Genomic DNA, 14,786 nt, shown 5'->3' with positions numbered 1-14,786 from the left:
CCGAGCTTCGAGACTCGGCCAGTGGATTAACGTTGGCTAATTGGCACAACTTTACGGGGCTCGCTACCGACATAATCAGCACTTGGGCGGATAATGCGGTTATTTGAGCGCTGTTCCATCACATGTGCCGCCCAACCGGTTAAGCGTGAACACACAAAGATTGGGGTAAACAATTTTGTTGGAATGCCCATAAAGTGATAAGCCGAGGCATGGAAAAAGTCAGCGTTACAGAACAGCTTTTTGGTGTCCCACATAAACTCTTCACACGCGACTGAGATGTCGTATAACGAGGTGTCGCCGTTTTCGTGAGCCAGCTTTTCAGACCACTTTTTAATAATCACATTACGTGGATCAGACACACTGTAAATTGCATGGCCAAAGCCCATGATTTTTTCTTTGCGCTCAAGCATTAACGCCATTTGCACTTTTGCATCAGCAGGCGAGCTAAATTTTTGGATCATGTCCATAGCTGCTTCGTTAGCGCCGCCGTGTAAGGGGCCGCGTAATGAACCAATTGCGCCTGTGACACATGAATACATATCAGACAAGGTCGATGCACACACACGAGCGGTAAAGGTTGAGGCGTTAAATTCATGCTCTGCATACAAAATCAACGACACATCCATCACTTTACGGTGCTGTGCTGACGGGGTTTCACCGCGCAGCAGTTTGAGAAAATGTCCACCCAGAGATTCTTCATCTGTGGTGCAATCAATTTCTACACCGTCATGGCTGTAGCGATACCAATAACACATAATGGCAGGGAATGCGGCAAGCAAACGATTGGCAGCTTTGTGTTGCTGAGTAAAATCAACTTCTGGTTCGAGGTTACCTAAAAACGAGCAACCGGTACGCATCACATCCATTGGGTGAGCGTCAGCAGGAATAAGCTTTAGCACCGCTTTTAGCGCATCGGGTAAATCACGCTGCGCCGTTAACTCGGCTTTGTAAGCACTTAATTGCGCTTGAGTTGGCAATTCGCCATTAAATAATAAGTAGGCGACTTCTTCAAAAGTGGCATTATCGGCTAAATCTGACACATCATAACCACAGTACGTCAGGCCAGAACCTGATTTACCTACGGTACATAATTTGGTTTCGCCAGCACTTTGACCACGTAATCCTGCACCTGATAATTTCTTGTCTACCATGATATATCTTCCTTCTTATGCTTGCTGTGTGCCCCCATCAAGGACACACATATGTAGGGTTTTGAATCTTGTTGTTTATATTTATACGCTTATTTGTTTTTGCCTTCGGCAAATAAGCTGTCTAATTTTTGTTCATAATCGTGGTAACCCAGGTAGTCATAAAGTTCCATGCGCGTTTGCATGCTGTCAACCACCGCTTTTTGGTCACCATCGGTTAATATGGCGCTGTAGACCATTTCTGCCGCTTTGTTCATGGCTCTAAATGCGCTTAATGGGTACAGCACCATTGCCGCGCCCCACTCGCCTAGCTGCTGTTTATTCCATAATTCGGTTTGGCCAAATTCAGTAATGTTAGCCAAAATAGGCACATCTAATGCCTCAGCAAAGGCGCGATAGTGCTCTTCAGTTTTAATGGCTTCAGCAAAAATGCCGTCTGCACCTGCTGCTACATAGGCTTTTGCACGTTCAATAGCCGCTGCTAACCCTTCTTGAGCAAATGAGTCGGTACGCGCCATAATGAAAAAGTCTGGATCGGTGCGCGCATCAACCGCCGCTTTAATACGGTCAACCATTTCTTCTACTGGCACTATTTCTTTATTAGGACGATGTCCACAACGCTTTTGCGCCACTTGATCTTCCATGTGCACCGCAGCTGCACCGGCTTTTTCCATATCGCGAACCGTTTTAGCAATGTTAAACGCCCCGCCCCAACCGGTATCAATATCCACCAATAAAGGTAAATCACAGGCTGAGGTAATACGTTGCACATCCACCAGCACATCATTAAGCGATGTCATGCCTAAATCCGGTAAGCCGTATGATGCGTTTGCGACACCGCCACCCGACAAGTAAATCGCTTGATGACCAATTTGTTTCGCCATCATCGCTGAGTAAGCATTAATGGTGCCCACAATTTGCAATGGTTTGTTATTGGCTAATGCTTGACGAAATTTTTTACCTGCGCTCATGCTATTCCCCTTTATACAATGTCGTGAGTGACGTTAAACGCCACGTGTTGCGATTACGATAATTTACGTTCAATACTATTTTTAGAATATAAAATGTGGCGGCGCATCAGCATTTCGGCCAATTCTGCGTCACGATTTAAAATGGCCTGAACAATGTGTTTGTGTTCATCATAAGCGGTGGTCACACGCGGCCCCGCCATGCCAAGTTGCACGCGATACATGCGCACTAAATGATAAATGCCATCAAACAGCATTGAAATTAGGTGTTTGTTTTTGCTACCTAAAATAATTCGATAATGAAAATCCACATCACCAGCCTCTTGATAATAAGACTCGCCACCTTTAACCTCGTCAAAATGAGATTGTAATAAGCGGCTTAAATCAGCGATTTCATCATCGGTCATGTTTTTTGCCGCTAACCGCGCTGCCATACCTTCAAGCGATTCGCGCACTTGATACAGTTCAATCAACCCTTGCGGAGATAACGCCACGACACGGGCGCCCACATTGGCTTTACGCTCAACAATATGGCACGCCTCTAAGCGATTAATGGCTTCACGGATCACCGCGCGACTGACCGCATACTTTGTCGACAATTCAGTTTCGCTCAATTTCGACCCGGCCTGAATACGACCTTCGACTATATCGTCTCTCAGGGCTACAAAAGTCTTATCTGCAGAAGTCACCGGCTGGATCATATTCATACCTTGGATAATAAAAACGGACATTAAAAACAGTAACGAAAAACAAGTTGTCGACAATATAGCAAGTTTAGAACATAAAACAACCATAAATACCGAGTTATTGTCGACAAAGTGTATAAAAGAGTCCGTACTATGAAAATATCACTGCCATTGTGATACTGCCTGCGACACATTGTCGCAGATAGCGCTTTTGTGATTGCCACTTTGGCAAAGGTTATGCAAAATCAGCTTAAGGATAACGTCAGTGATATCCCCCTTTTTAAATAGTGTTCAGTAAATTATTTAACGCTGATGTTAATCTTGTTTGGTACACGCTCAGTTATTGTTTGGTTATATTTGATGTGGAATTGAATGTCATCTTGATTGAGATTGATAAAGTCAGATTTTGAATGGCTTGATTGAGAATGGCATGTAAACTTGATTGGATATGATCAACTGTCTACGCAATGCTTGGTGACTATACTCAGCGTCTATCTGCTATGGGAATGGGGATAAACGCTGATTATAGGTATCGCTTTTAATCTGTATAAGATTATGAGGCCTCTATTGATTTAGAGGCCTTTTTTTATGTATTTTCTGCCATAGAAGCCACGCCAGAACAACTGATTTATTTCAGTTTTACACCTAAGCCTAATGAAACTAATGCCCCGATAAGGGTGGTGATCACCACCGACAATAATGAGCCAATCAGTACATATTCTGTCATGCTGCGGTTAGCTGATTGATTTAATTCACCAAACCTGAATATTGACTTGGCGGCTAATACAAAGCCTACCGCAGCATAGCTACCCACCAGCGTAAACGTCAGTATTAATAATCGTTCCAGGTAACCTATTAACTCACCACCGGCAACCAGGCCGCTAATACTGGTCGCGCGCTCTTGAATAGCATCACCATCTTTAACAGGATCAACAGCTGTCACAGTGTCGGCATTTTCAGCTTTTTCTGCTGTGCCAGTATCTATCGCTGAGTTATCGATAGGATATTTACTTAACACAGCGCCTATCACAATTGAGGTTGGCTTAAGGATAATTAAGTAAGCAAACACCACTAACACCCCATCTGAAAAGTGCTCATGCGTTAACACGGCCTCAATCGATGCGCCATTTGTCACATGAAACGCAATCGCAACCAGTACCAACATATGCAAAGCCTGATCAATCACAAAGTAGGCTAACTTACCGCCCTTGGGTGTGGTCACTTTCCATAAATCGATAACAAAATGCGTCACGGCAACAATCACAACTAAGCAAATCGTTGAACGCCAATCAATGCCTAGCACCATTGCAGGCAATATTAAGCCAATGCCATGTAGCAGTGAGTGATAGTAAAGCTCAGGTGAACGGTATGTGTGCGCTTTTTTAGCCTCGACCCAGCTATCAGGTTGAAGATAAAAATCACAAATGATGTGAATAAACAAAAATGGAATCAGCACGCCGAAAAAATCAGTCATATTAGATCCCCGCAACTTTGTCGATAAACAGACTGTTCAGCTCATTAATTAATGGCCAACCTGACGCTTTAAGTGACTTACTGGCAGTCGCAGTCGCCACATCAAGCTGTTCTGCTAATTCACTGATCGACAATTCTTGATTGGTGCGTAGCATGGGCAACATGACTTCGCATTGGCGCGCGGTTAACTCGGTCAATTGTTTATCAAGGTATTTAAACAGCAAGTCAAAGTACTCTGTGAGCGTGATCCTATCGGAGTTGAACAATAACCTGTCATTTTTAAGGCCATTAAGCCCTCGGCCAGAAAGCACAAATGCAGGCCCCATCGACTCAGACACCGACTCACGTAAATCGGCATTGGCGGCAATGGCAAAACTAATCCGGCTATCAAAGGCTTTACCCAGCGCTTTAATGCCAATGCGGTAGATAATGGTGTATCTCAAGGCATTTTCAATATCATGCACCACAGACTGAAACTCATCTCCGCGCTCAATACTGTGCGCATTGGCGCTATGCCCTTCGCTGATCCATGTCTGTATTATTTTAATCCGTTCAAGTAATTGGTCAAATTGGGCTGATGTAAGCTTGGTTGAGTCAACAACATCGCCAACAATCACCGCTATCGGTTTATAAGTAGACTCCACACAAGGCTCCTTTGTTTGCAGACTGATACCAATTTAGCCACTTTAGGCTAATAATGCAAATTTAGCCACTTTTGGCTAATAGCGATTAAGTGCACAAGCCTTACCGATAGATTTAGCCGTTAATGGCTAAATATTAACATTTAGCCACTTTAAGCTAATAATTGTCAATTGTAGTTTTATTATGCTCAGAGCATTAGGTTTTAAGATTTGGGTCTTAGGTTATTTACATTGCCCACGAATCAATATAATACTGCTACATTCTTCGAAAGTGAGAAAAACTCGATGCTACGAATTGTAATGATTATCACGGTATTACTCACTGGTTGTAGTGCCCAACAGTCAATAGAACACATACCGGCTGAACAGTTCGTTTCAGCGCAAGAGCGTATTCTTAAGCAACTTTATTTGGGTAAATCGAAGCAAGATGTACTGAAACTGATAACTTACCCACGCATTCATACATTCGATGTTATAGAAGGTGCGAGTATTTACTCTTATATTGAAGCAATAAATGTCGACACCAACGTCAACATCGGCCTTTACTTTAAAGACGACACATTACAATCAGTCATGTTAGATGACGATGTTAGTGACTTATTATCCTGCCGAACACTGTTTAAAACCAATGGAAAACACTGGCTAAGTGCGGGGATAACGCCCTACCATGATTGGATAAAATCAAAAGACCAATTAAGTAAGGGGCTTAATTTTCGCATTAATCATCCAAAAACAACCACAGAAAAAACGCCTGCACATACAGTGATAGCCAATACCTTAACGCTCATTATGTATTCACCAGCACTGCTCGTCGCTGCACCTTTCATGATCCATGATGAAGTGACAGGAAAGACTGAAGATGAGCAGAAAACCATTACGACTCGCTACGAGCTAGCAAGCACCATTCAACTCGGCGAAACAAAAGAACATATACTCACTCAGTTAGGTCAGCCAGAGCAAACTCATTCTGTAATAGATGCCAACGTATTAACCTACAACGGCCCGTCTTATTCTTATGGCATTAAAGACGGAGCCGTTGTTTGGATAGAACATTTTTCAATGTTTGAACTCTATACTAGGCAGTTTGACTATGGTGATGCCCTTTATGGAAAAACAGATTGTGGCAGTTTAGATGAATTTTGGAAGGCAACGCCTTAAACCTTCCAACGCTCATCTACCAATAAACCAATCAAGTGTGTTATCAATACGTAGTCGTTAGCTCAACCTTATGATGAGCAGCTCAGGTGCGATAATCCACCGATAGCAAAATATTCAGATGCCTTAAGGCGATAAAACGTGTCCTCTACCTCTTGAGATTGCTCGGCGTAAGGATCGGTCATCACAGCCTGCAGTTCGCGCAGCAAGGTATAATCACCCTGGCTTGCTTGTTGGTAAGCTGGTACCAATAACCATTCACGCAAGCTGTACTTAGGATTAACCTGTTTCATCTGCTTGGCGATATCGTCACGGCTGCGAGTCAATACGCTAATGTCATCACTAATGTCATCGCTATTGGCCTCAGTGCTTAGCAGCGAATGCCACTGTGCTAACCATGCCACCCAGCGTTGCTCTAACCCTTGAGACTCTTGCGCACCTTGAGGCCCTTGCGATAACTCTCGGTAAAAGCTTTTTGTCAGTGGCTCAATATCATCAGGCAACGACGAAAGTTCACGGAAAAACATTGTGTAATCGACAGAGGTTTGTTGCATCAGGGTGCTAAGCTCAGTAAATAGCGCCGCGTTAAAGCGGTTAAGCCCCAATTTAGTCGCCCACATCTGCTCCATTTTTGTTTGCATCTCGGTAGAAAAATCATTAACCAATTGCTGAAGCCCATCTACACCATCAGCTTCATTTGCCAGTAATGGGCTTAATGCGGTGCAAAACATCAAGTAGTTACGCTCAGCGGCTGCGTCTTGATTTAAAAAGGCAAAGTGCTGGCCGCCGCCGGTCCACGGTTGATATTGAGGGTTAAACACATCACAAAAACCAAATGGGCCGTAATCCAGGGTAAAGCCACCGGCGGCGCAGTTATCGCTGTTAAAGTTACCCTGGCAATAACCCACACGCACCCAGTTAGCCACCAATGACGTTAAACGGCTACGGAACTCACTTGCGAGCTTCAGCACTTTATCGCTTAAGGAGAGCTGCGGGTCGATAACATCGGCGTATTCACGATCAATTAAGTGCAGCACCAACTGTTCAAGCTCTGCCATCGCTTGCGGGTGTTCATGTTTGCGGGCGCGGCGGCCAAAAAGCTCAAGCTGCCCTACCCGAATAAATGACGGCGCAACCCGGGTCGAAATCGCCACGGCTTCGGTGATCATTCGATCGGGGTCTTGCTCACGCGAGCCTTCGGAGTACCAAGGGCGCTGCACTGTTTCGGTTTTCGATACATATAAACTCAGCGAGCGAGACGTGGGTACACCTAACGCATGCATGTGCTCCTGGGCTAAAAACTCACGTACACTTGAGCGCAATACCGCACGGCCATCTGCACCGCGGCAATATGGCGTACGTCCGCCCCCTTTAAGTTGCATCTCCCAACGCTTGCCATTGATAACCGCTTCAAGCACAGACACCGCCCGACCATCACCATACCCGTTACCAGTTTTGAACGGACATTGCTGAATGTACTCGGTGCCGTAAATCGATAACGCATAACCACATGCCCAACCAAGCTTGCTCATTGGCTCAGGGACATTAGACAGATCACCAGAGAACAAACGCATAAAATCAGCCGATTGCGCCATGCTGTCAGCAAAACCTAATTCTTTAAAAAAAGTACTGCTGTGGGCGACATATTCAGGGTTTTCAATCGGTGTGGGATTAACGGGAACATAGTGGCCCGAAAATACTTGCCTTGGCCAATGATCAGCACCATGAGATGTGGCATCAGGATCGCGTTTAAGTGTGTTCATCAACGAGTAATTGGCCCATTTAGCAAGGTCTTTCACTGTCTCGACAGTGGCGTTTTTTTGCGGGGACAGTTGATTAGTCATAGGGATACCTGGTTAATTGAGTAGAAGGTTTGTTCACAACTTGATGGCTCATCGTATCGACGATGAGTCGATTTGTTCAAATTCTGCAAGCGGAATTTTTCAGCATATATCGAAGGCCTGCGCTGTGATATTTGAAATAGCCTGAGAGAAACCAAACCTATGGTAACGACAGCTTGTACTAATGAAAAGCAGACTTTGCTACATCTGCAAAATTGAAATCATGTCATATGATGATCCATCATATCTGCTATGGCCTGCGGCCACTAACGTCGTGGCGCTTCGCCCACACCAGATGAAGATCGCAAGGTTCCACCCTGCACGGGCCAAAAGGCCTGTTGCAACCCGCTCGTCGTCCCGGCAATGTTTTTGAGCCGGGATCCAGGTGTTTGTTTTTATCGTTTTGTACTTATGTACTCATGTACTCATGACCTGCGGCCACTAACGTCGTGGCGCTTCGCCCACACCAGACCAAGAGGAAACCAACGGCTGTTCCCTCTTTACTTTTTATAAAAGAATTGGCCCAGCCGTCACCTCAAAATTATCATTATTTACTAAACAACAGCTGCGATAATTTCGCGACGTGGTCAAATCCAGCTTTTAACTTCGTCTGAGTGTTCTTCAGCCTTATTCGAAAATGCTAACGCTTCAGATGGGGCGTCCCTTCCCCTCTAAAGCTAGCCAGACATCCATGTCTGGACTCACGTCATTTTCTTCAACGGCCTCAAGTTCAAAGTTGAATTTGGACTGTTGCAAGCAATATTCGTAACTCATTGTTGCCCCATTCCTTGTTAGAAAAATCCAATTTAAACTTTGCTAGAGCATCGTTATTGATAGTTTATGAAAGCACCATTTTAAGGGTAATCGATCCAAGCTTAACATCATAAAACTTTTACGACGGGGTACTGGAGAATCATATCTAATTGAATTATTTGGCTTTTATTAAAACATCAACGCTACATAACGAGTTTGTATTATTCTGGATTATCTAAATTCTCGCTTTTACTTAGAGCAATAGGTGATTGATTAGTGAAAAACAAGCTGATAAGTTACTAAAATCATTAACAATTAAAATACTCAAGCGAATGACATATTGAAAAGCACCTCAGGATGTTTATCTGATTTCACGCTAAACGCCGTTAGGGTTACTTGGAGATTTGATGGAAAATTTAAAGGCGAAGCTCATCGAATTAGAAGAGCATTTATTTAAGGCTGAGACCAGAGCATCATACGGCGAATTGGATGAACTAATTGCGGATGAGTTCACTGAAATTGGTAGTTCTGGAATTCGATTTGGAAAAAAAGAAGCTCTGGAGCGTCTGCCATCAGAATTGCCTCCTAAGATCAGTGCAACTGAATATGAATTGAGACATTTAGCGCCAAATTGTGCCCAGTTACTTTATAAAGCTGTAATGGTAAAAGGTGGTGAGGCAACCGCTATTTACTCATTACGATGTTCAATATGGTTACTGATAAATGGGAGGTGGAAAATGATCTTCCATCAGGGCACCTTTTGTAAAACATTTGAGTAGTTCCCTAACAAAGTCATTAATTACACTCCCTACCGTAGCGCGGCTTATTGCGACGTTACCCATAGAAAAATTAACCCGAAAGTCACGAATTAGAATGAATGATCTAACTCGGAATTGGATAGAAGCTTGTTAGCTACTTTCTCGTCGTCCCGGCAATGCTTTTTAGCCGGGATCCAGGTGTTTGTTTTTGTTGTTTGGTCGTTATGTATTCATGGCCTGAGACCACTCACGTCGTGGCGCTTCGCCCAGCGTCTAACTGCATATCTTAACTGACTTAAAAATATCGGATAAGTATCCTGTGTGAGCCATATTTCCCACCTTTATGTTGTGTGTACTGTATACAAAAACAGTTGTAGTGGCTTTTAGTGTTTTTTTAAGTTAAATCGGCTAATAAGTAAACTAAAGTAGTACGATGAATAATTTGTTTATTTTGTAATTAACTGAAATAAATGAATTTTTATTTATTGTAGAGTCTTGGACCCACTTTTAACGCGCAACCTCGCTTTTATTTGCCAGATGAGTTAAATAAAACTGCTTTACAACAATAAGTTAGCAAATGTAGGATGTTATTAATCAATAACTTGAACGGCCGACTTTAAATTTACTTTGCCGTTCAATAAGCTGTTATATTGCTTAATACTTGTTCACACTTGAAATATTAGTTATTGCCCATAAATATTTTTAACGTACAAAATAAAGGAATAGAAATGAATAACATGGATGATGTTTTTGAGTCACAATCAATAGCTAAAACCATCGCGCTTTGTGTATTTACGTTTGGTCTTTTCGTGATCTATCGTCTATTCACTCTCACCAAGTCAGTAAATGTCAATGTAATAAACCCAATCCCACAGTTGTTCTCGATTTCAGCGATTAGCATACATCTAATTTCATTTTTTAGTCTTGTCATATTCTTCGTAGCAAGTGGTAGCCAAGAATTGCTTATCTTTTCAAAAGGGATGCATGTTTTATCTTCTATTTTTCATGTTACATGGCTACTAAAGATCAGAAGTAGGATTAATCAAATCATTGGCGCTGAAAAAGGAAGTGAACTTTGGCTGAGCCCAATACTTAGCTCCTTTCTTCATGTTATCTACATTCAACATAAAATAAATCAAGCTTTGGTTAAGCCAATGCCTACTAAATGCACTATCAGCAATGCAATATAACAAGCTAATAAATAAGGACAAAAACAGTTGGCTGTTTTCGTTCCTCAACATTTTAGCCAACATTTTTTTGCCCATTATTAGGGCGTTATGTGAATAATCTACTACGGAGTTTCAATGAAAGGATTACTTTTAATTTTATCACTTACTTTTGCTTTATCAGCTTCTGCAAGTGAGATTGACCTAGAAAAATTTGCTCAAACTTATTTTAAAACTATGGTCGCAACTCAAGCACCTAATGCAACTAAAATAGATCTTGAAAACTACTTTTCCTTACTTACAGATGACATCGGACACTCACATTTACCATGGGATACAGATGACTCAAGATTACCTGATGGAAAAGAAGCTATGCGTAAAGGTATGCTATTTTATTTAGGTGTTCATACTGAATATAATGCAGAACTTCTTGATGTATTCATTTTCAATAACTCAGCTGTTGCTATTAGGTATAAGCACAGTGCAAAAGGTATTCATCCTCAAAGTAAACAGCCTACTGCTTATACACGAACTATGATGGAAGTGCTTGAAATGGAAAACGGTAAAGTTGCTGTTATTCGCAAATACCACGAGTAAAATTCACATAATCGGGTAGCCGGAGGTATCTAGCCTCCAGCCCCCACACCACCCTGCATGCGGCTCCGCACAGGGCGGTTCATTTAGAACACCTAACTAGCTTTCTGGTTAGGATATTGAACTGCGATCCATCCGTCTCTCAATGAATATAATCCTGCTTTCTTCAGATATTCATTACTCAGCGCTTGCTGTATCCCAGGTGTTTTCGAACTTCGCCATGGACCTTTGCTTGTGATACCACAACCAACAGCCACTTGGATCCTGACGTCACGCTTAAGTAAATTCTGTACCTTGGTCCGTGGTTTTCGCCACTGACGCCAGTAACACATACGAACACGACGTCGGATCCAATGGTCATTCTTTATAAACAATCAGCGACACATCCTTGATAAGCGTTAGCAATGCCAAAGTAATTGATCCAGCCTTGCATTCTTTATCATAAGAAGGCTAGCGGCTTCCTCCGGACCAAACCTTGCGATTAAGCCCTTGCCATTCGCTAGTAGTTAACGTTTAATAACAGTATGTTATTCTCTAATTGATAAGAGTAACGGTGATCTTCCTACAGAGGACTTGCACCTCATTAGTTCGTGCCCATGCTGGGCGTACACAAGCGTATGTTGCATCAGCCTCTGCGTGGCTTGGCGTTATATTTCTGGAGGGGTTATGAAGAATAAAACGAAAAAAAATCATTTTAGCCCTGTTTTCGCCAATCAATATTGGACGAATGAGGTTAGTAGTTGGCACTATAAATATTATTATTATTGTCCATATCGCAAGTGTGTTGTCGATTCTCAAAAAGATAGAGGTAAGACTGCTTGGGGTTATGAATTTCATTTATATTCTCAGGAACTAGAGGATAGGCTTGATTCTGAATTAGAAAATGACTCGGCACCACTCTACGAAAAGCTTTTAAATAATGACACTTTAGATGCTAATGATAGAATGAAATGGGGGCAGTTTATTATTACCCAATCTATGAGAACTCCAAGTTTTTTCAAGTATCGTGACGAACTTGAAAAAACACATGGCGGTGACGAATCCTATAAAGAAACTATCATCGGTTGCCAATGGTGCGAAGATAATAAGTATGTTGCTTGTCGAGATTGGATAATTCTTGAAGCTGCTGAAGACGATTTCTTTGTTCGGACGGATAATCCTGTTTATATGACAGGGTTTCTTCAAAACCCAAGCACTACAATATTTTATCCCTTGAGTCCTAAAAAGTGTTTTGTTGCTTGTTCTTTTATTGAAATGCCATTCACGCTAATTGGTGAAGAGCTGCCTTTTCCAAAGCAAGAAGTATTAAAGCTAGAGAAAGGTGATGCATATAAAATTAATTTTGACCTTATTAAATCGGCTTCTACTTCTCTAATTGTTGCAAAAAGCGACAACAATCGAGTAATCAGCAAAATGAATGTTGAACTTCTTGGCGCCTTCCCACAAATTCCATTTATGTTATCTTCGGCAGAAAATGATTATGCGGAATCAATTGAAATTGAAAAGATAATTCAATTAATGTCCTATTCCGATGGAATTGAATATCCAAAATACAGGGAGTATGAACTTAAGCCATTTTATGGGGTTGAGTTTTCAATGGGGATTAATCCATTCTCTGTTTTTGGTATAACCAATGAACGGTTAAAAGAGTTGCACCCCGAAATAGAAATATAACTAACAAGGATAGGCCGCGCGAAGCCGCGTCCTTATCCCAAGTGTTAAACAAGCCCGAACAGCTGGAGCGACTCTTTATTATGTAATTAACAGCTCGAGAAAAAGCGCTGTTTGATGTGATGGTTATCTGGTAACTTTTCTGTAGCCTGCCAACTCATCTCTAGCCTACGCCTCATATGATGTTCTTGTTCATCAGCTCGCATTCTTTATCACAAGAAGACTAGCGGCTTCCTCCGGACCTAACCTCGCGATTAAGCCCTTGCCATTCGCTAGTAGTTAACGTTTAATAACAGTATGTTATTCTCTAATTGATAAGAGTAACGGTGACCTTCCTACAGAGGACTTTCACCTCATTAGTTCATGCCCATGCTGGGCGTACTCAAGCGCTTCCACTGGGACAACTTTTCGCTTCGCATTTTTGTGTTGTCGCTACGCGCCAGTATCACACAAAAATGCTTCACTACAAGTTGCCCGTGAAGCGGGCGTTATGTTGCAATTAGAATTGAGAGTCATGCGTACATTTAAAGTAATGAACTTGAAAGAGTCTGAAAAACTACATAATCAATTTCCTCAATTAAAAAATAAAGATTGTGATCTTGAAGATTTTCCATTTAATGCAAGGGTTTGTATTTTTGACCATTTTCTTAATTATAATGAAGCAATTGAATTGATTGATAATGTCTCAAAAGTAGAACGGATCCAACGAGACCTTAGATGGTCAAAACTATATCAATTAATCATCCAAGAGTTCGATGTTTATATGGTTAAATATCGAGGTGGAAAAGTCATATTTAAAGCACCTAGATCGCCTGAACTGTTGCAACAACGATTAGATAATATGGACGATGCAGGCCATGTAGATTTTGTTATTCCTGCTTTAGGTATTTGGTATCAGCAATATTATGACGATACACATCTAGTTTGTTATTCAGATGAACAAAATTTAGTGCCATTTTTAAAAGTAGTTAATTTATCTGGCTTGTTTTGGTTAAAGTAGCAACATAACAAGCTGTTAAACAAGGAGTTTAAGTGTAAATGGATATCACAAAAAAATATAAACCTAGTATTTTGTTATTTTCTCTCGGTTTCTTGGGAATAGCATCCATTATCCCATTAATCCCACAATTATTGGCGCTGCAATCAGCTCCATTACCTCTATCGGTAGAAGTCATTCAAATTATTTCTGTTGCACAGTCCTCTGTTTTATTACTGCTTATGATTTGGCTAGGCTCCGTTTTTTCCAAAAAAGTAGGTTTATCTGCCCCCGTAATTTATGCTATAGCTCGCTCTGAAAGTGCTTTAAAAAAATTAAAACCACAAATAATCCCCGCTGTAATCGGTGGAGTCATTGGTGGAATATTTATACTTGTATTTCTTAGTATATTTTATAGTTATCTTCCTGCGGAGTTTATTACTGCAGGTGAGAAGCTCATTCCACCTTGGTACACCAAAATGTTATACGGTGGTATTACAGAAGAATTACTCATTCGTTGGGGGTTAATGTCATTTTTCGTTTGGGGGACATACCGTCTAACTCAGAAAAGTGGTTCTGAAATTCGTGCTCACAACTATATCTTAGCTATTATTCTGTCTTCTTTAATCTTTGGTCTTGGTCATTTACCTGTAGCTTTTGCACTATCGTCAGAAGTTACTGTCCCTTTGGTGACTTATATAATTGTAGGCAATGCCGCCTTTGGATTTATCGCGGGTTACTTATATTGGAAACGCGGCTTAGAATGCGCCATAGGCGCACATATGATTGCGCATATAACAATGATTGTAGGTGCAGGTGTTGCCTAATCGGGTAGCCGGAGGTATTTAGCCTCCAGCCCCCACACAACCCTGTATGCGGCTCCACACACGACTGAATGGCCAATGATGCTCCAGGCATCAATATGGCATTCCCGCCGTCCATGGCGGTCAGATTCA

13 protein-coding genes and 1 pseudogene are annotated in these 14,786 nt (G+C 41.8%); 7 read left to right on the top strand and 7 right to left on the bottom strand.

The window, feature by feature from the left end; all coding sequences use genetic code 11:
* Positions 1–26 precede the first annotated feature (26 nt).
* The 5 genes from prpC to AC19MV_RS02750 all read right to left on the bottom strand — a co-directional run bounded on the left by prpC (position 27) and on the right by AC19MV_RS02750 (position 4,919).
* On the bottom strand, positions 27–1,151 hold the full coding sequence (prpC, locus tag AC19MV_RS02770; RefSeq protein ID WP_432403165.1) for a bifunctional 2-methylcitrate synthase/citrate synthase: 1,125 nt from the start codon (positions 1,149–1,151) through the stop codon (positions 27–29).
* An 89-nt stretch (positions 1,152–1,240) separates the two neighbouring features.
* Positions 1,241–2,119, bottom strand: coding sequence for a methylisocitrate lyase (gene prpB / locus AC19MV_RS02765; protein ID WP_498297285.1), 879 nt, complete (start codon positions 2,117–2,119; stop codon positions 1,241–1,243).
* 53 nt (positions 2,120–2,172) lie between these two features.
* Positions 2,173–2,817, bottom strand: a complete 645-nt coding sequence (locus AC19MV_RS02760; protein WP_432403161.1) for a GntR family transcriptional regulator — start codon at positions 2,815–2,817, stop codon at positions 2,173–2,175.
* 613 nt (positions 2,818–3,430) lie between these two features.
* A complete protein-coding gene (locus AC19MV_RS02755; protein WP_498305680.1) occupies positions 3,431–4,276 on the bottom strand; it encodes a DUF3307 domain-containing protein in 846 nt (281 codons plus the stop codon).
* A gap of 1 nt (position 4,277) precedes the next feature.
* Positions 4,278–4,919: a hypothetical protein gene (locus AC19MV_RS02750; protein ID WP_498305679.1), complete on the bottom strand. Its 642-nt coding sequence runs from the start codon at positions 4,917–4,919 to the stop codon at positions 4,278–4,280.
* A 282-nt stretch (positions 4,920–5,201) separates the two neighbouring features.
* On the opposite strand from AC19MV_RS02750, the gene AC19MV_RS02745 reads away from it, so the two are divergent.
* On the top strand, positions 5,202–6,074 hold the full coding sequence (locus tag AC19MV_RS02745) for a hypothetical protein (RefSeq protein WP_498305677.1): 873 nt from the start codon (positions 5,202–5,204) through the stop codon (positions 6,072–6,074).
* 68 nt (positions 6,075–6,142) lie between these two features.
* Here AC19MV_RS02745 and AC19MV_RS02740 read toward each other — a convergent pair whose 3' ends face one another.
* Complete coding sequence (locus AC19MV_RS02740; RefSeq protein WP_498305675.1) at positions 6,143–7,915, bottom strand: protein adenylyltransferase SelO; 1,773 nt, start codon at positions 7,913–7,915, stop codon at positions 6,143–6,145.
* A gap of 1,157 nt (positions 7,916–9,072) precedes the next feature.
* Here AC19MV_RS02740 and AC19MV_RS02735 point away from each other — a divergent pair.
* From AC19MV_RS02735 to AC19MV_RS02725, 3 genes are all read left to right on the top strand, one after another.
* Complete coding sequence (locus tag AC19MV_RS02735) at positions 9,073–9,444, top strand: nuclear transport factor 2 family protein (protein WP_498305673.1); 372 nt, start codon at positions 9,073–9,075, stop codon at positions 9,442–9,444.
* A gap of 707 nt (positions 9,445–10,151) precedes the next feature.
* The gene (locus AC19MV_RS02730) at positions 10,152–10,613 is read left to right on the top strand and encodes a hypothetical protein (RefSeq protein ID WP_498305671.1); all 462 of its coding nucleotides are present in this window, start codon (positions 10,152–10,154) and stop codon (positions 10,611–10,613) included.
* Positions 10,614–10,727: 114 nt separating this feature from the next.
* A complete protein-coding gene (locus AC19MV_RS02725) occupies positions 10,728–11,186 on the top strand; it encodes a nuclear transport factor 2 family protein (RefSeq protein WP_498305669.1) in 459 nt (152 codons plus the stop codon).
* Positions 11,187–11,278: 92 nt separating this feature from the next.
* Here the strand turns inward: AC19MV_RS02725 and AC19MV_RS02720 are convergent.
* Positions 11,279–11,616: pseudogene (locus tag AC19MV_RS02720) on the bottom strand (group II intron maturase-specific domain-containing protein); the annotation flags it as partial.
* Between the two features lie 233 nt (positions 11,617–11,849).
* Between AC19MV_RS02720 and AC19MV_RS02715 the strand changes: the two are divergent.
* From AC19MV_RS02715 to AC19MV_RS02705, 3 genes are all read left to right on the top strand, one after another.
* Positions 11,850–12,857 carry a DUF4238 domain-containing protein gene (locus AC19MV_RS02715; RefSeq protein ID WP_498305667.1) on the top strand — a complete coding sequence of 336 codons (1,008 nt, stop codon included), beginning with the start codon at positions 11,850–11,852 and terminating at the stop codon, positions 12,855–12,857.
* Positions 12,858–13,344: 487 nt separating this feature from the next.
* A complete protein-coding gene (locus AC19MV_RS02710) occupies positions 13,345–13,854 on the top strand; it encodes a hypothetical protein (RefSeq protein ID WP_432403143.1) in 510 nt (169 codons plus the stop codon).
* Positions 13,855–13,892: 38 nt separating this feature from the next.
* Positions 13,893–14,657 carry a CPBP family intramembrane glutamic endopeptidase gene (locus AC19MV_RS02705; RefSeq protein ID WP_498305665.1) on the top strand — a complete coding sequence of 255 codons (765 nt, stop codon included), beginning with the start codon at positions 13,893–13,895 and terminating at the stop codon, positions 14,655–14,657.
* Positions 14,658–14,786 lie beyond the last annotated feature (129 nt).

Source organism: Shewanella sp. MF05913 (genome assembly GCF_059758095.1).
Note: the sequence above shows the minus strand (reverse complement) of the source record. Positions and strands in the feature narration are given on the sequence as shown.

What these genes read in the sequence shown, in the direction of transcription:
- prpC (WP_432403165.1), bottom strand. Translation starts at nt 1,151, where the DNA reads ATGGTAGACAAGAAATTATCAGGTGCAGGATTACGTGGTCAAAGTGCT.
- prpB (WP_498297285.1), bottom strand. Translation starts at nt 2,119, where the DNA reads ATGAGCGCAGGTAAAAAATTTCGTCAAGCATTAGCCAATAACAAACCA.
- AC19MV_RS02760 (WP_432403161.1), bottom strand. Translation starts at nt 2,817, where the DNA reads ATGATCCAGCCGGTGACTTCTGCAGATAAGACTTTTGTAGCCCTGAGA.
- AC19MV_RS02755 (WP_498305680.1), bottom strand. Translation starts at nt 4,276, where the DNA reads ATGACTGATTTTTTCGGCGTGCTGATTCCATTTTTGTTTATTCACATC.
- AC19MV_RS02745 (WP_498305677.1), top strand. Translation starts at nt 5,202, where the DNA reads ATGCTACGAATTGTAATGATTATCACGGTATTACTCACTGGTTGTAGT.
- AC19MV_RS02740 (WP_498305675.1), bottom strand. Translation starts at nt 7,915, where the DNA reads ATGACTAATCAACTGTCCCCGCAAAAAAACGCCACTGTCGAGACAGTG.
- AC19MV_RS02735 (WP_498305673.1), top strand. Translation starts at nt 9,073, where the DNA reads ATGGAAAATTTAAAGGCGAAGCTCATCGAATTAGAAGAGCATTTATTT.
- AC19MV_RS02730 (WP_498305671.1), top strand. Translation starts at nt 10,152, where the DNA reads ATGAATAACATGGATGATGTTTTTGAGTCACAATCAATAGCTAAAACC.
- AC19MV_RS02725 (WP_498305669.1), top strand. Translation starts at nt 10,728, where the DNA reads ATGAAAGGATTACTTTTAATTTTATCACTTACTTTTGCTTTATCAGCT.
- AC19MV_RS02715 (WP_498305667.1), top strand. Translation starts at nt 11,850, where the DNA reads ATGAAGAATAAAACGAAAAAAAATCATTTTAGCCCTGTTTTCGCCAAT.
- AC19MV_RS02710 (WP_432403143.1), top strand. Translation starts at nt 13,345, where the DNA reads ATGTTGCAATTAGAATTGAGAGTCATGCGTACATTTAAAGTAATGAAC.
- AC19MV_RS02705 (WP_498305665.1), top strand. Translation starts at nt 13,893, where the DNA reads ATGGATATCACAAAAAAATATAAACCTAGTATTTTGTTATTTTCTCTC.